At 56.6% G+C, this 14,188-nt stretch carries 19 protein-coding genes and 1 riboswitch; of the genes, 17 read left to right on the top strand and 2 right to left on the bottom strand.

Going from position 1 to position 14,188, the window contains the following annotated elements; genetic code table 11:
- The first annotated feature begins 3 nt into the window (after positions 1–3).
- The 8 genes from pknB (at position 4) to yfcE (ending at position 8,106) form a co-directional block, all read left to right on the top strand.
- On the top strand, positions 4–1,851 hold the full coding sequence (gene pknB, locus MOST_RS09330) for a Stk1 family PASTA domain-containing Ser/Thr kinase (RefSeq protein ID WP_054938293.1): 1,848 nt from the start codon (positions 4–6) through the stop codon (positions 1,849–1,851).
- A gap of 10 nt (positions 1,852–1,861) precedes the next feature.
- Positions 1,862–2,728, top strand: coding sequence for a ribosome small subunit-dependent GTPase A (gene rsgA, locus MOST_RS09325; RefSeq protein WP_054938292.1), 867 nt, complete (start codon positions 1,862–1,864; stop codon positions 2,726–2,728).
- A 2-nt stretch (positions 2,729–2,730) separates the two neighbouring features.
- Positions 2,731–3,399 carry a ribulose-phosphate 3-epimerase gene (gene rpe / locus MOST_RS09320; RefSeq protein ID WP_054938291.1) on the top strand — a complete coding sequence of 223 codons (669 nt, stop codon included), beginning with the start codon at positions 2,731–2,733 and terminating at the stop codon, positions 3,397–3,399.
- A 30-nt stretch (positions 3,400–3,429) separates the two neighbouring features.
- A riboswitch (FMN riboswitch) is annotated at positions 3,430–3,547 on the top strand.
- Between the two features lie 95 nt (positions 3,548–3,642).
- Positions 3,643–4,776, top strand: coding sequence for a bifunctional diaminohydroxyphosphoribosylaminopyrimidine deaminase/5-amino-6-(5-phosphoribosylamino)uracil reductase RibD (gene ribD, locus MOST_RS09315; protein WP_054938289.1), 1,134 nt, complete (start codon positions 3,643–3,645; stop codon positions 4,774–4,776).
- Positions 4,757–5,407 (top strand): riboflavin synthase, encoded by a 651-nt coding sequence (locus MOST_RS09310; RefSeq protein WP_054938288.1) that lies wholly within the window; start codon positions 4,757–4,759, stop codon positions 5,405–5,407. The genes ribD and MOST_RS09310 overlap by 20 nt, the downstream gene beginning before the upstream one ends.
- Before the next feature lie 25 nt (positions 5,408–5,432).
- Complete coding sequence (locus MOST_RS09305; protein ID WP_054938287.1) at positions 5,433–6,647, top strand: bifunctional 3,4-dihydroxy-2-butanone-4-phosphate synthase/GTP cyclohydrolase II; 1,215 nt, start codon at positions 5,433–5,435, stop codon at positions 6,645–6,647.
- A gap of 417 nt (positions 6,648–7,064) precedes the next feature.
- Entirely contained in the window at positions 7,065–7,541 is a 477-nt protein-coding gene (ribH, locus tag MOST_RS09300; RefSeq protein WP_054938286.1) for a 6,7-dimethyl-8-ribityllumazine synthase, read from the top strand.
- A gap of 1 nt (position 7,542) precedes the next feature.
- A complete protein-coding gene (gene yfcE / locus MOST_RS09295; RefSeq protein WP_054938285.1) occupies positions 7,543–8,106 on the top strand; it encodes a phosphodiesterase in 564 nt (187 codons plus the stop codon).
- Between the two features lie 47 nt (positions 8,107–8,153).
- Here yfcE and rpmB read toward each other — a convergent pair whose 3' ends face one another.
- The gene (rpmB, locus tag MOST_RS09290; RefSeq protein WP_083476854.1) at positions 8,154–8,342 is read right to left on the bottom strand and encodes a 50S ribosomal protein L28; all 189 of its coding nucleotides are present in this window, start codon (positions 8,340–8,342) and stop codon (positions 8,154–8,156) included.
- Positions 8,343–8,478: 136 nt separating this feature from the next.
- On the opposite strand from rpmB, the gene MOST_RS09285 reads away from it, so the two are divergent.
- The 4 genes from MOST_RS09285 to MOST_RS09270 all read left to right on the top strand — a co-directional run bounded on the left by MOST_RS09285 (position 8,479) and on the right by MOST_RS09270 (position 11,747).
- Entirely contained in the window at positions 8,479–8,715 is a 237-nt protein-coding gene (locus tag MOST_RS09285) for a DUF1858 domain-containing protein (RefSeq protein WP_054938416.1), read from the top strand.
- A gap of 6 nt (positions 8,716–8,721) precedes the next feature.
- The gene (gene recG, locus MOST_RS09280) at positions 8,722–10,764 is read left to right on the top strand and encodes an ATP-dependent DNA helicase RecG (protein ID WP_054938284.1); all 2,043 of its coding nucleotides are present in this window, start codon (positions 8,722–8,724) and stop codon (positions 10,762–10,764) included.
- A gap of 87 nt (positions 10,765–10,851) precedes the next feature.
- On the top strand, positions 10,852–11,247 hold the full coding sequence (locus MOST_RS09275; RefSeq protein WP_054938283.1) for a hypothetical protein: 396 nt from the start codon (positions 10,852–10,854) through the stop codon (positions 11,245–11,247).
- 131 nt (positions 11,248–11,378) lie between these two features.
- Positions 11,379–11,747 (top strand): alpha/beta-type small acid-soluble spore protein, encoded by a 369-nt coding sequence (locus tag MOST_RS09270; protein ID WP_083476853.1) that lies wholly within the window; start codon positions 11,379–11,381, stop codon positions 11,745–11,747.
- A gap of 40 nt (positions 11,748–11,787) precedes the next feature.
- On the opposite strand, the gene gpr is transcribed toward MOST_RS09270, so the two are convergent.
- Positions 11,788–12,765, bottom strand: coding sequence for a GPR endopeptidase (gene gpr / locus MOST_RS09265; protein ID WP_054938282.1), 978 nt, complete (start codon positions 12,763–12,765; stop codon positions 11,788–11,790).
- Between the two features lie 121 nt (positions 12,766–12,886).
- Between gpr and MOST_RS09260 the strand changes: the two genes are divergently transcribed.
- The 5 genes from MOST_RS09260 to MOST_RS18535 form a co-directional block, all read left to right on the top strand.
- Positions 12,887–13,054 carry a DUF2197 domain-containing protein gene (locus MOST_RS09260; protein ID WP_106007119.1) on the top strand — a complete coding sequence of 56 codons (168 nt, stop codon included), beginning with the start codon at positions 12,887–12,889 and terminating at the stop codon, positions 13,052–13,054.
- A gap of 61 nt (positions 13,055–13,115) precedes the next feature.
- Positions 13,116–13,397: a CC/Se motif family (seleno)protein gene (locus MOST_RS18240; RefSeq protein WP_277995738.1), complete on the top strand. Its 282-nt coding sequence runs from the start codon at positions 13,116–13,118 to the stop codon at positions 13,395–13,397.
- A 19-nt stretch (positions 13,398–13,416) separates the two neighbouring features.
- Entirely contained in the window at positions 13,417–13,743 is a 327-nt protein-coding gene (trxA, locus tag MOST_RS09255; protein WP_054938281.1) for a thioredoxin, read from the top strand.
- A gap of 11 nt (positions 13,744–13,754) precedes the next feature.
- Entirely contained in the window at positions 13,755–13,943 is a 189-nt protein-coding gene (locus tag MOST_RS09250; protein WP_054938280.1) for a ferredoxin family protein, read from the top strand.
- A gap of 118 nt (positions 13,944–14,061) precedes the next feature.
- On the top strand, positions 14,062–14,188 hold a 127-nt coding region (locus MOST_RS18535; protein WP_489676595.1), incomplete at its 3' end, for a DUF8806 domain-containing protein.

The raw sequence follows: 14,188 nt of genomic DNA, 5'->3' as shown, positions 1-14,188 counted from the left end.
AAGATGGATAAAATGATTGGCAAAATCCTGGAAGGTCGTTATGAGATAATTGATGAACTGGGGGGCGGGGGTATGGCCCGGGTCTACCGGGGCCAGGACCGCCTGCTGCACCGCTATGTGACCATCAAAATTTTGCGGGAACAGTATGCCAGCGATAAGGATTTTTTAACCCGGTTCCAGAGGGAAGCCCAGGCTGTAGCCAGCTTGTCCCATCCCAATGTGGTCAGTATTTATGACGTCGGCCAGGAAGACGGCATCCATTACCTGATTATGGAGTATGTTGAGGGGCGGTCATTAAAGGATCTTATCACCGAACGGGCGCCCCTGCCGCCCCTGGAGGCTATAGATATAGCCCTGCAGATTTGTGACGCCCTGGAGCATGCCCATGAAAATGGCGTTATCCACCGGGATATTAAACCCCATAACATCCTCATTACCCGCAATGGCCGGGTCAAGGTAACTGATTTTGGTATCGCCCAGGCCGTCAACGAAGCGACCATGTCTTACAACGGCACCATGGTCGGTTCTGTTCATTATCTGGCGCCAGAGCAGGCCAGGGGCGGGGTTACCGGCGCAGCGGCCGATATTTATTCCTTTGGTATTGTCCTGTATGAAATGCTGACCGGGGATCTTCCTTTCCACGGTGAGACCCCGGTAGCCGTGGCCATCAAGCATATCCAGGAATCCCCACGGCCCTTGCGGGAAATAAACCCCGGTGTCCCGCCGGCCCTGGAGCGTATTGTCATGCGTACCCTGGAAAAGGAGCCGGAACGACGCTACCCGTCGGCGGCCGCCTTACGTTCCGACCTGCTGGCCGTAAGAAATGCCCTGACGGAAGATACCTTTGCCACCCAGGTCCTGCCAGCGCTGGAGGCTCCCGACCCACCGGCCAGTCCCGCCCGGCCGCGCCGGCGGCCGCGAGTGTGGGCCTGGGTTTTAATGGTCCTCCTCTTTTTAGGCCTGGCTGCCGCCGGCCTGTGGGCTGGATTTCGTTATTACCTCCTCGTCGGGGAGACGGTGGTACCGCCTGTAACTGGCCTTACTGAAGGCCAGGCCATGGACCGGCTGGCGGCAGCCGGTTTGCGTGGCCAGGTTGGCAGCAGGCAGTATAATGCCGAGATACCGGCGGGACAGGTTATGGCCCAGGAGCCCGCAGCCGGGGAACGGGTCCGCCGCGGGCGGGTTGTAACCCTGACCGTCAGCCAGGGTAGCCGTATGGTGACGGTGCCCCCCGTCGTTGGTTTTACGGAACGGGAGGCCCGCCTGCAGCTGGAAAATGCCGGTTTACGGGTTGTAGGCGATTCACTGAAAGTATATCATCCCAGTATTCCCGCCGGATCAGTAGTAGAGCAAAATCCTCCCGGTAACACCAAGCAGCCCGAAGGTACCGAGGTCAGGCTGATTGTCAGTAAAGGACCGGAACCCCAGTTGGTCCCTGCTCCCAGGCTGATAGGCTATTCCCTGGCTGAGGCCCAACAGCAGCTGGCGGCGGCGAAGCTGCAGCAAGGGACCCTGACTTACCAGCGCAGCGAGGAGCAATTCCCTGGGATAGTTATTGACCAGGACCCGCGACCGGGGTCCAGTGTCCTGCAGGGTAGTGCCATTAATTTAGTTGTCAGCCAGGGGCCGGGACCGGCTCAGAAACAACTGGGCGTCACTGTTCCCCCGGCGCCAGATGATAAAGATCACGAGGTGCGGATCGTTGTTACCGATGCGAAAGGGACCAGCGAGGTATTGAATAAGAAGCAGGAGAAAGGCCAGCAAATCCAGACCGTGATCACGTACTTTGGTAAGGGTAAGCTCCAGGTCTTCCGCGATGGCAATCTTATTTACGTGCGGGATTTACCGTAGGGAGGATGGCATGGAAGGCATCCTTTTACGGCGTTACGGTGGTTTTTACTATGTGGAAAGCGGGGGCCAGGTCTGGACCTGCCGCCTGCGTGGCCGCTTTCGACGGGAGACAGACCTCCTGCCAGGTGACCGGGTGGAAATGGTGCCCCTGGGTCCCGGGGAAGGGGTGATTGAAGCTGTAAAACCCCGGCGTACCCTCCTGGAGCGTCCGGCCGTGGCCAATGTGGAGCAGGCTATTATCGTTTTCTCCTTAAGCACGCCGCCACCAGACCTGGAACTGCTGGATCGCCTACTTTTTTTGAGTGGCGTTAAGGATATTCAGGCCATTATTGTCTGGAATAAAGTCGATGTCGCCCGGAAGGACTACCAGGATTTACCCGGTATTTACCGGCAAATCGGCTATCCGAATTTAATCGCCAGTGCCCGCACTGGCCAGGGTGTAGAGAAGCTCAGGGAGGTCCTGGCAGGGCGGCTCAGTACCTTTGCTGGCCCCTCCGGCGTGGGCAAGTCCTCCCTCCTCAATGCCCTCCAGCCGGAACTCAACTTACGGACGGGCGAAGTGAGCGCCAAAGGGGGCCGTGGCCGCCATACCACCCGTCATGCCGAATTAATCCGTCTCCCGGGCGGGGGCTGGGTAGCCGACACTCCGGGCTTCAGCCGCCTGGATTTACCATCCCTGGACAGGTTAGAGGTAGCTGGCTATTTTCGTGAGATGGAACCCTTAATAGGCCGTTGCCGTTTTAATTCCTGCCTGCACCGGGGTGAACCCGGCTGTGCCGTAGCAGCAGCGGTAGAGGCCGGGGAAATTGCCAGGCACCGTTATGAGCATTACCTGAATTTTTTAGCTGAGGTTATTGCCAGGGAAAGGAGTTATTAATAATGCCCTTTATTGCTCCCTCACTGCTGGCTGCCGACTTCGGTAACCTCCAGGCTGAAATAGAAGACGTAGCTGCCGGGGGTGCTGACTGGTTGCACCTGGATATCATGGATGGCCATTTTGTCCCCAATATTACCTTCGGGCCGGACCTGGTGGCCGCCTTACGGCCAAAAAGCCGGCTGATTTTTGATGTGCACCTGATGCTTTCCCACCCGGAAGACTTTATCGCTCCCTTTGCGGCAGCTGGCGCCGACTATATCAGCGTCCACGCCGAAGCCTGTACCCACCTCCACCGGGTGCTGCAGCAAATCCGCGCTGCCGGCTGCCGGCCGGCAGTAGCCTTAAACCCGGCCACACCGCTCTCGGTGCTGGATCATATCTTAGGTGAGGTGGATATGATTTTATTAATGACAGTAAATCCGGGCTTTGGGGGCCAGGACTTTATCCCGGCCATGTTGCCGAAAATAGCCTCCCTGTCCGCCAGGTTGCGGCAGAATAAACAGGACATCTTGCTGGAGGTAGACGGGGGCATTACCCCGGTCACAGCCCCGGCCGCCTGCCAGGCGGGAGCCACCGTCCTGGTAGCCGGTTCGGCCATCTTTGGCAGCCCTGACCGGGCGGCAGCCATCAACACTTTACGACAGGCAGGGAGGTTAACACCTGCTCCTTGACGCCGGCGGGCTATAGGTCTATAATTACAGTAACGTCCTTCGGGGTTAGGTGCAATTCCTTACCGGCGGTAAAAGCCCGCGAGCCGCAAAGGCAGACCCGGTGCAATTCCGGGGCCGACAGTGACAGTCTGGAAGGGAGAAGGCGTTTTGTATCCTTTGCCCTGTCTAACCCCGGAGTACAACCCCGGGGTTTTTTAATACCTTGAAAAGAAATTAAAAAGAAATTAAGAGGAGCAAGCGGAAATGTCTCCAGAGGATGTCGAGTACATGCGCCGGGCTCTGGAACTTGCCCGGCTGGGCCTGGGCCGTACCAGCCCCAACCCGGCCGTGGGCGCCGTTATTGTCCGGGACGGCCGGGTGGTAGGTGAAGGCTACCACCAGCAGGCCGGTACCCCCCATGCCGAGGTCCATGCCCTGCGGGCCGCCGGTGAAGCAGCTAGGGGCGCCACCCTCTATGTTACCCTGGAGCCCTGCTGTCACTATGGCCGCACACCGCCCTGCACGGAAGCCATCATTACCGCTGGTATCCGGCGGGTGGTGGCAGCCATGGCCGACCCCAATCCCAAGGTGGCCGGTGGCGGCTTCCAGGCCCTCCGCCGGGCCGGGATTGAAGTGGAGATGGGCCTCTTAGAAGATGAAGCCCGGCGGCTGAATGAAGCCTTTATCAAGTATATTACCACCGGGCAGCCCTGGGTGACCCTCAAGATGGCCCTAACCCTGGACGGTAAAATCGCCACCCGTTCCGGGGCTTCCCGCTGGATTACCGGCCCGGCAGCCAGGCAAAAGGCCCATGAGCTACGGGATACCCATGACGCCATCCTGGTGGGAATCGGCACCGTCCTGGCCGATGACCCCGAGCTCACCACCCGCCTGCCGGGGGGCAAGGGCCGTGACGCCGTGAGGGTAATCCTGGACAGCCATTTAAGGATACCTTTAACGGCCAGGGTGTTGAACCTGGCTTCCCCGGCGCCCACCCTGGTGGCCACCACCGCGGCAGCGCCGGTAGAAGCCCGGCAGCAGCTGGCTGCCAGGGGCATCGAGGTCATAGTCTTACCGGCAGAAGACGGCCGGGTGGCCTGGCAGCCCCTGCTGGCTGAACTGGCCCGGCGCCAGATTACCAGTATTCTTGTAGAAGGCGGGGCCGGGGTAAATGCTACCGCCCTGGCTGCCGGGGTAGTAGATAAGGTGGTGGCCCTTATTGCTCCCAAGATCTTTGGCGGCATTGCCGCCCCTGGACCGGTAGGGGGCCTGGGGGTAGCCAGCCCGGAAGAAGCCTGGCAGCTGGAAAGAATCCAGGTGGAACCCTGTGGCGTGGATATTATGTTAAGTGGATACTTGGCTAAAGAGGGGAAAGAGCTTGTTCACCGGCTTGATTGAAGAAATAGGCACCATCCAGCGGGTAGAACCCAGGACCCAGGGAGCGCGGTTAACCATTGCCGCCGCGAAAGTCCTGGCCGGGACCAGGTGTGGCGACAGTATTGCCGTTAACGGCGCCTGCCTGACGGTAATTGAGTTAAAGGCAGGAGCCCTGGTAGCCGAAGTTATGGCTGAAACCTTGAGGGTTACCACCCTGGGCTATTTAAAAGCTGGAGATAAGGTCAACCTGGAACGGGCCCTGCAGCTGGGCGAGCGGCTGGGCGGCCACCTGGTCAGCGGTCACGTGGACGGCGTAGGGGAAATTAAAACGAAGCGGCAGGCAGGCATCGCCTGGGAACTGGTGGTGGCGGTACCTCCCGGCCTGGAACGCTACATTGCTCCCAAAGGATCCCTGGCCCTTGATGGTACCAGCCTGACGGTCATTGCCGTAGAAGGGAACATGGTAACAGTCGGCATCATTCCCCATACGGCCCGGCATACCATCTTGGGGACCAAAGGGCCGGGGGACAAGGTGAATATTGAAGTCGACCTGCTGGCCCGTTACCTGGAAAGGCTCCTCACCGGGCCGCAAGAGGAGCCGGCCCGCAGGGGTTTGACCGTGGAGTTTCTGGCCGCCAATGGCTTTATTTAATATTTGGGGAAGAAGGTGGTTCGCCATGGGCGAAGGAGAAATTAAATTTAATACCATTGAAGAAGCCCTTGCCGATATACGGGCCGGGCGCATGGTGGTGGTGGTGGATGACGAGGACCGGGAAAACGAAGGCGATTTGATTATCGCTGCGGAGAAGGTTACCCCGGAAGCCATTAATTTCATGGCCACCCATGCCCGGGGCCTGATCTGTGTCCCCGTGGAGGGCAAGCGCCTGGATGAACTGGAGCTGGGCCCCATGGTCACTCAGAATAACGAGTCCATGGGGACGGCCTTTACCGTTTCCGTGGATGCAGCCGAGGTGACTACCGGCATTTCCGCCTATGAAAGGGCCCTGACGGTAAAAAAGATTATTGATCCCCGCACCCGGCCCGAAGACCTGCGCCGGCCGGGACACATTTTTCCCCTGCGGGCCAGAGAAGACGGGGTGTTGAGGCGGGCCGGCCATACGGAAGCCGCCGTTGATCTCGCCCGCCTGGCCGGCCTCTACCCGGCCGGGGTCATCTGCGAAATTATGAATCCCGACGGCACCATGGCCCGGGTACCCCAGCTCTATGCCTTCTGCCGGGAACACGGTTTAAAGCTCATTACCATCGCCGATTTAATTAAATACCGCCGCCGGACGGAGAAACTGGTCCGCCGGGTGGCTGAGGCCGACCTGCCCACCAGTTACGGCCATTTTAAAGCCATTGCCTATGAAGAAATAATGAACGGCAAAGGGCACCTGGCCCTGGTCAAAGGGGATATTGACGGCGGCCAGCCGGTCCTGGTCCGGGTCCACTCCGAGTGCCTGACGGGGGATGTTTTTGGATCCTTACGCTGCGACTGCGGCGAGCAGCTCCAGCAGGCCATGGCCATGATTGAAGCGGAAGGCCGCGGCGTTATCCTCTATATGCGCCAGGAAGGGCGGGGGATAGGCCTTCTCAACAAAATCAAGGCCTACAAGCTCCAGGAAGAGGGCAAGGATACGGTGGAAGCCAATGAAGCCCTGGGTTTCCCGGCCGATTTGCGCGATTACGGCATCGGTGCCCAGATCCTGGCCGACCTGGGAATCCGCCAGATCCGCCTCCTCACCAATAATCCCAAAAAGATTGCCGGCCTGGAAGGATATGGCCTTAAGGTTGTCGAAAGGGTTCCCATCGAAATGTGCCCCAACCGGGTTAACAGGCATTACCTGAAAACGAAAAAGGAAAAAATGGGCCACCTGCTGCAGATAAGTTGAGATAACAAAGCGTATGCAGGCAAATGGCGGGGTATGTCCCGGCTGGTATTTGTTGAAGCGAGCGAGCTTCTACCGAGCGGCTAAGCGGCCACGGCGAAGCTGAGGGATGATAAGCGGGGCCGAGGACAGTGAGGCCTTCGGCCGGATTCTAAAGGCAAGGATGCCGAATAGGCCGCCCAGCACTCACAGTAACCAAGTTACAGTAACCAGTTCTTCGGTTTATGCAGTCGTACTACCTTTGGAAGTACCTGAGTTTAGTGAGTGCTGGGCGCCCTAGCCCGAAGCTGAGCCATAGGCCGCTTCGCGAGGACCACGGAGCGAGCCAAACAATGCCAGCCCATGAGAGAGTTATTTTTACGGTATTAGCCTGTTCATTGGCAAGCAGATTAGATATTTCGAGAAGGAGGCCTTTTTCCCATGCCCAACATCTTAGAGGGCCAGCTGCAGGCCCGGGGACTAAAATTCGGCATTGTTATCAGTCGCTTCAACGAGTTTATCACCTCCAAACTGCTGGAAGGGGCCCTGGATGCCCTGAACCGCCACGGCGCCGACCCGGCGGCCATTGATGTGGCCTGGGTGCCGGGAGCCTTTGAAATCCCCCTGGCGGCGCAAAAAATGACGGCCCGGGGTTACGACGCCGTCATTTGCCTGGGGGCAGTCATCCGCGGGGCCACCCCCCACTTTGAATATGTAGCCGCCGAGGTGACCAAGGGCATTGCCCAGGTAAGCCTGAATAGCGGCGTACCGGTAATCTACGGGCTGATAACTGCCGACAATATTGAGCAGGCTATAGAGCGGGCCGGTACCAAGGCCGGCAATAAAGGCTTTGATGCCGCCATGGCCGCCATGGAAATGGCCAATCTCTTTAAAACAATGGCAGGGGCAGGGAGTTAAGATGCGGGTAGGTATCATCAGCGATACCCATGGCGACGGCACCGCCTGGGAACAGGCCCTGGCCAACTGCTTTCAGGGTGTAGACCTGATCATCCATGCCGGCGATGTCCTTTACCACGGCCCCAGGAATCCCATTGTGGCCGCCTATGCTCCTAAGGACCTGGCCGGGCTTTTGCAGCAGTCTCCGGTACCCCTCTTGATTGCCCGGGGCAATTGCGACGCGGAAGTAGATGCCATGGTCTTAAATTTACCAATGCCTGAGCAGGTAGTTGTCCAGATGGGTAAGCACCGCCTCATCGCCCAGCACGGCCACCGTTTAGGTGAAGGCGAAGCAGAAACCCTGGCCGCCTATTACCGGGCCGACCTGTGGATAACCGGTCATACCCATGTAGCCATGCTGGCTGCCAGGGAGGGGCGCCTCTTTGTCAACCCGGGCAGTCCCAGCCTGCCCCACAGCGGCCCCCTGGGCAAGTTCAAAACAGTAGCCGTCGCCGACGACGCTAGCGTGAAAATCTTGGCCCTGGCAACCGGCGAAGTCCTGAAGGAGTTGCCCTGGCCGGTATAAATAAGATAAAACCCGGGGTTAGTGACCCCGGGTTATTTAAATGCTTCTTAGATAGCCCGTTGCACTTTGCCTGAACGCAGGCAGCGTGTACAGACGTAAACCTTTTTAGGAGTACCGTTTAAAATAATCTTCACCCGCTGGAGATTAGGAGACCAGGTGCGTTTGGTCTTAATATTGGAGTGGCTGACCTGATTGCCGGTAGTCGTCCTTTTGCCACAGATACTGCAGACGGCCATTTATTTCACCTCGCTTTTTCAACCCTACGGGCGATATTTTACCAGAGAAAGGGTTAGAAAGCAAGGAAATAAATTTCTCCTGGCAGGCAGGGACTTGCCGGAACCTGTTGAAAATAATAGTCAGGGGGTGGAGGGAATGCCCAGGGAAGGGCAAAAAAACATCGTTCCTTTACAAATAACTAAAGATCTCTCCATTATGGAAGTATTGCAGGCCTATCCCCAGGTGCGGCAGGTATTTCACCGCTATGGCATGAGCTGCCTGGAATGTATGGGTGCCATGAATGAAACCATTGCCAGCGGTGCCCGCAGCCACGGGGTTGACCTGGAAGACCTGCTAAAAGATCTAAATGAAGCCATCAGGAACCGGGGATGAGACTGGATGTACGACCGGCCGGTGGCATCTTTAAAATATGTAGGTCCCCAGAAGGCCGCCCGCCTGACCCGGCTCGGCATCCAGACGGTGGGCGATCTCCTCTGGCATTTTCCCAGGCGTTATGAAGACCGGCGCCAGTTAAAGGAGCTGGCGGCGGCAACGCCCGGGGAAATAATTACCGTTCAGGTAACCATCAAAGCCTGGGAAGAAAAGGAAATACGTCCTCGCCTGCGCCTCTTCCGGGCCCTGGTCCAGGGCCGGCAGGGAACAGGCTATGCCCTCTGGTTTAACCAACCCTTCATTAAGCGCCAGCTACCGGCTGGCAGCGAGGTTATCCTAACCGGGAAGGTAAATTACCGGGGTTATGTTCCCGAAATCCAGGTGAGTGACTATGAAGCCCTGGGGCAGGGGGATAGCGGCCTCCATACGGGGCGCATTGTACCTTTTTACCCCTTGACGGCGGGCTTAAGCCAGCGCTGGCTGAGGCTGATTGTCTACCTGGCCCTGGAGGAAGTCCAGGGAGAATTGCCGGAGATTTTACCCCCTTCCTTATGCCAGCGTTACCGCCTTTTACCCCGCTACCAGGCCATAAAATATATGCATTTTCCTCCCGACGCCACCGCCCTGCACCAGGCCCGGCGGCGCCTTAAGTATGAAGAACTGCTGGTCTGGGAACTTGGTTTAAGCTTAAGCCGCTGGCAGCGTGAAGCCGGGCTCAGGGGAGTTGCCCACACTCCTGACAACGGGCTGGTGCGGCAGTTAATCGCCAGCCTGCCCTTTAAACTGACCCGGGCCCAGGAAAGGGTGCTAGCCGAGATCCTGGCCGATATGGAAGACCCGCGGCCCATGGCCCGCCTGCTCCAGGGGGATGTGGGTTCAGGTAAAACGGTAGTAGCGGCAGCAGCCATGGTCAAGGCCGTAGCCGGCGGCTGGCAGGCTGCCCTCATGGCCCCTACAGAAGTCCTGGCCGAGCAGCACGGGCAAACTTTGCAGAAGATCCTCGCGCCTTTAAAAATCCCGGTGGCCGTCCTTACGGGCAGTACTTCCCGGGCCGGGCGAGAAGTTATCCTGGCCGGCCTGGCCACCGGCCGGTTACCCCTGGTAGCAGGTACTCACGCCCTGATCCAGGAAGATGTAACCTTTAAGGCTTTAGGACTGGTGGTTATCGATGAGCAGCACCGCTTTGGCGTTGACCAGCGGGCCGCCCTCCAGGCCAAAGGGCAGGCTCCCGACCTGCTGGTCATGACAGCCACGCCTATTCCCCGGACCCTAGCCCTGGCAATCTACGGCGACCTGGACGTGTCCCTTTTGGACGAACTACCACCGGGCCGGCAACCGGTAACTACCCGCATTTTAACGGAAAAGCAGCGCGCAAAAGCTTACCAGCTAATCCGCCGGGAGATTGAGAAGGGCCACCAGGCCTACGTTATCTGTCCCTTAATTGATGAAAGCGACAGCGTAGCTGCAGAAGCCGCCATAGCCATGGCGAAAAAGCTCCAGGAAGAAGTCTTTCCTGAATACGCGGTGGGACTGGTCCACGGGCGCCTTAAGCCCGCTGAAAAGGAGGAGGTAATGAATGCTTTCCGGGAGGGCAAAATCGCCGTCCTGGTAGCGACGACGGTAGTTGAGGTAGGAGTCGACGTACCCAACGCTACGGTAATGTTAATCGAAGGGGCGGAGAGGCTGGGCCTGGCCCAGCTCCACCAGCTGCGGGGCCGGGTGGGGCGCGGTACAGCACCGTCCTACTGTTTGCTCATCACCGGCAACAGCCAGGCGGCCCGGGAGCGGCTGGCCGTTCTGGCCTCCAGCCAGGACGGCTTTGCCATTGCCGAAGCCGACCTGCGCCTCAGGGGGCCGGGGGAATTCTTTGGTACCCGCCAGCATGGCTTGCCGGAATTCCGCCTGGCCAGGCTACCCGAGGATGGCCGCATCCTGGAACAGGCTCGCCAGGATGCCCGCCTGATTTGCCGGGAAAACCTCTGGCAGCAACCGGAATACCGCCAGCTTTACCTGGCAGCCAGGCAAAAACTGGCCAGCCTGCAATTATAAAAACAACCAAAATTTACCAGAAAAAGGGGGCATGTTTAAATTATTTTTCAGCCACACTAAGCTTAAAATTAACGCAAAGGTGGTCCTATGCAATTAGAAAAGGATGAGCGCTCGCTTTTGGCTTATTTTTCCAGCAGCACCAGAGCCCAGGAAGCCATCAATGCCCTGAAAGCGGCTGGTCTAACTGAGGTCCAGTTTGACCGGGTAGGACGTTTTGGTACCCGTTATAATGACCAGTACAATAATCCCCTGGCCAACCAGGCCAATACTATTACCGGCTTAACCCTCTATTCAGCTGACATTAACCCCCTGGTAAAAACCGATACCAGGGCTCTGCTGGCCGCCGACCCTTCTGTCAGCGGTGTGGGTTTAAAGGATTACGGGGTGGCCGGCAATGAGGGCTTTTTAGTTACCATAGTAACAACGCCGTCCCGGGTGAATGAAGCCCGGGAGATCATTGAGGCCCATGGCGGACGGCTTTAAAAAACACCCTGGTGGGTGTTTTCCTTTTTTGTAGTATAAATGTAAAGTTACGCTAGCCAAATAATACTAAGCATAAAAAAAGACCACCGGCTCATACTAAGACTGCACAACAAAAAAGGAGGTGAAACTGAATGCCGCGTGGAGGAAGGACCAACCGTCTCCTGATCCCCCAGGCCCGCGGCCAGATGGAAAGGTTCAAGCAGGAAGTGGCCAGCGAACTGGGGATCTCCAATTATGACGGTTACCTGGGTGACCTGCCCTCCAAGGTTAACGGTTCTGTAGGGGGGCTCATGGTCAAGAAGATGATCGCTGCTTATGAGCAGACCCTGAGCAATCAGGCAGCCGGCGGCCTTGGAGGTACTGACGTTGAACTGGGTGCCGCCCAAAATGTTACCGGCCGCATCAGCGGGCCCAACCCCGCTTATACTACCAGTGGCCAGAAGTTAAACATCAATGCCCAGCAGTACAATCCCGGTGGGCTGGGTGGATTGACCCAGTAACGGCAATTTCGGATGGCGGGTTTTTAACCGCCATCCTTTTTTAATGTAACGGTATGGCAGCCTTAGCCTGCAGGAGAGTGGTATGCAGGGTCCTGTTCAGGGCATTACCAATGACCCAGGCCAGGTTATGTACCAGGTCGTCAACCTCTTTGGGAGTTACTGTCAGGTTACCGCCAAAGGGTGCCAGGACATTACGGGTAAGGTTTTGGGCCACGGCCTGGTCGAGCTGCAGGTTGACATTAGGAAAAGCTTGCTGGATCTGGCTAAGGGCTTCATAGATAATCACCCCGGCATGAACTACAGTAGGAATACCGATGGCAATAACGGGAATACCCATGGTTTGTTGATTGATACCGGTACGTTGATTTCCCACCCCTGAGCCGGGGCTAATGCCGGTATCGGTAATTTGAATGCTGCTGCCTATGCGTTGCAGATCGCCGGCAGCAAGGGCATCAATGGCAATCAGTACCCTGGGCCGGGTTTTTTCTACCACACCCTTGAGGATTTCAGCTGTTTCAATTCCGGTAGTACCCAGGACACCGGGGGCCAGGGCACTGACGGGTCTTGTTCCCGGGGGCATATTTTGTGGCACGTATTTTAATAAATGCCGGGTAACCGTAAACTGGTTGATTACTTTTGGGCCCAGGGAGTCCGGCGTGGCTTCCCAATTACCCAGGCCCACCACCAGCACCGGGTCGGCAGGACCAATATTCCATTTTTGTAACAACAGGTTGAGCTTCCGAGCCAGGAGACCCGCTATTTCTTCGTGAACGGGCGGGTTTTCAAAGCGGAGGGCCGGTGCATCGATGGTTATGTAAGTACCCTGGGGCTTGCCCATGGCCTGTTCACCAAGGGCATTCATTATGGTAATAGTTGTAACGGCGGCGTTGGGATAGTTTTCCTTATCTTCCCTTACACCAGGCACTTCCTGCTGGGTAGCCCCGCGTAATAAAGCATGGGCTTCTACCGCCAGGTCCAGGATAACTCCCGCAAGCTGGTAAAATTCGGCGCGCTGCAAGGTGGTTCCCTCCGAACTTTTAAGGCCTGCATTCAGGTTATCCAAAATGAAAAAAAATATACGTCGAAAAGGAAAAGTTTCCTGGCGTGTTGAATATTTGCCCTCAGGGAAGGTGAGACTGATGGAAGTAAAGTGTACCTTCTGCGGTCGTAAAGAAGAAATTACCAAGGTCCATAAGGATTATCGCAAACTGGCGCGAGATAAAAATGCCGTCTACACCTGCGAAACCTGCCGCGCCCGGCTGCGTTACCAGGCCCTGCAGGCCCAAAAAGCAGAGAAACCATTATAAATGCCTTATTGACAGCGTAAAATAATTATAGTATAATCGCAGCGAGAGAGGGGGATAAAAGATGGAAATCCGTATCACTCCTAAAGCGGAACAATATATCAAAGAGAAATCCGATACCATTACCATTAAACTGGAGATGTGCGGCGGTTGAGCTGGACTATCAATTCGTCCTGCCGTGTATGCAGGCGCGCCAGCTGACGTGAAAAACTTTATTGTCCAGCAGCTAAATGGCTTAAAGGTTTACCTGCAAAAGGGGATTAAAGCTTCACGCGGCCTGGATGTAGACCTGGTGGGCTTTGGACCCTTTAAACAGCTGGTTGTTGATGGAGTGCAAAATTATTAAATTTAGGAGGCACCAAAACATGAGCAAGCCCGTTAATGTTGATAGCAGCGCCTTTGAAGCTGAAGTATTGTCAGCACCGCTGCCAGTAGTAGTTGATTTCTGGGCCGTCTGGTGCGGTCCCTGCCGGATGATGGCCCCGGTGCTGGATCAACTGGCCGAAGACTACGATGGTAACGTTAAATTTGCCAAGGTAAATGTTGACGAAAACCAGGAACTGGCCGCCCGCTATGGTATTATGAGTATACCTACCCTGGTTATCTTTAAAGATGGCCAGGAAGTGGGACGGGTCATTGGCTATATGCCTAAGGAAAAGCTAAAGGAACAGCTGGAAGCTGCTATACATTAAGGGGAGATTACATGGCCCGCCATGCCTTTATTGATGCCAGCATTTGTGACGGCCGGGCCGATTGCCAGGCCATGAGCGCCTGCCCTACTAAATCCTTCCTGCGCGAAGAGGATGGCGAACCCTGGTTTATTGGCCCTACCTGCCTGGGCTGCGGCCGCTGCCTGCTGGCCTGTGACCGGCAGGCAATAAGCCTGATCTAGTAACTAAGGGTCACCGGTTAATTATCGGTGGCCCTTAATGTTTTATTATCAAATTTAACCTTAAGCGGCAGGCTTTTTTCCAGGGATGTCGAATTATAAGCTCAAGGAGGTAGGAAAAATGCTCCAGAAAGTCCGGGTCGAAGATAGCGTGGGCACGGTCCTGGCCCACGACCTGACCAAAATCGTTCCTGGCGAGTTCAAGGGAAGGCGATTTAAGAAAGGACATATTATTCAGCCGGAAGATA

This window comes from Neomoorella stamsii, assembly GCF_002995805.1.
GTDB lineage: Bacteria > Bacillota > DSM-521 > Neomoorellales > Neomoorellaceae > Neomoorella > Neomoorella stamsii.
The sequence above is the reverse complement of the archived record's forward strand: the minus strand, read 5'-3'. Positions and strand labels throughout refer to the sequence as shown.

Bases quoted from the DNA above. Each gene is read 5' to 3' on its own strand.
- ribH (WP_054938286.1), top strand. From the start codon at position 7,065: ATGCCCAACATCTTAGAGGGCCAGCTGCAGGCCCGGGGACTAAAATTC.
- pknB (WP_054938293.1), top strand. From the start codon at position 4: ATGGATAAAATGATTGGCAAAATCCTGGAAGGTCGTTATGAGATAATT.
- MOST_RS09305 (WP_054938287.1), top strand. From the start codon at position 5,433: ATGGGCGAAGGAGAAATTAAATTTAATACCATTGAAGAAGCCCTTGCC.
- trxA (WP_054938281.1), top strand. From the start codon at position 13,417: ATGAGCAAGCCCGTTAATGTTGATAGCAGCGCCTTTGAAGCTGAAGTA.
- rpmB (WP_083476854.1), bottom strand. From the start codon at position 8,342: ATGGCCGTCTGCAGTATCTGTGGCAAAAGGACGACTACCGGCAATCAG.
- MOST_RS09250 (WP_054938280.1), top strand. From the start codon at position 13,755: ATGGCCCGCCATGCCTTTATTGATGCCAGCATTTGTGACGGCCGGGCC.
- rsgA (WP_054938292.1), top strand. From the start codon at position 1,862: ATGGAAGGCATCCTTTTACGGCGTTACGGTGGTTTTTACTATGTGGAA.
- yfcE (WP_054938285.1), top strand. From the start codon at position 7,543: ATGCGGGTAGGTATCATCAGCGATACCCATGGCGACGGCACCGCCTGG.
- ribD (WP_054938289.1), top strand. From the start codon at position 3,643: ATGTCTCCAGAGGATGTCGAGTACATGCGCCGGGCTCTGGAACTTGCC.
- MOST_RS09270 (WP_083476853.1), top strand. From the start codon at position 11,379: ATGCCGCGTGGAGGAAGGACCAACCGTCTCCTGATCCCCCAGGCCCGC.
- MOST_RS09275 (WP_054938283.1), top strand. From the start codon at position 10,852: ATGCAATTAGAAAAGGATGAGCGCTCGCTTTTGGCTTATTTTTCCAGC.
- recG (WP_054938284.1), top strand. From the start codon at position 8,722: ATGTACGACCGGCCGGTGGCATCTTTAAAATATGTAGGTCCCCAGAAG.
- MOST_RS09260 (WP_106007119.1), top strand. From the start codon at position 12,887: ATGGAAGTAAAGTGTACCTTCTGCGGTCGTAAAGAAGAAATTACCAAG.
- MOST_RS09285 (WP_054938416.1), top strand. From the start codon at position 8,479: ATGCCCAGGGAAGGGCAAAAAAACATCGTTCCTTTACAAATAACTAAA.
- rpe (WP_054938291.1), top strand. From the start codon at position 2,731: ATGCCCTTTATTGCTCCCTCACTGCTGGCTGCCGACTTCGGTAACCTC.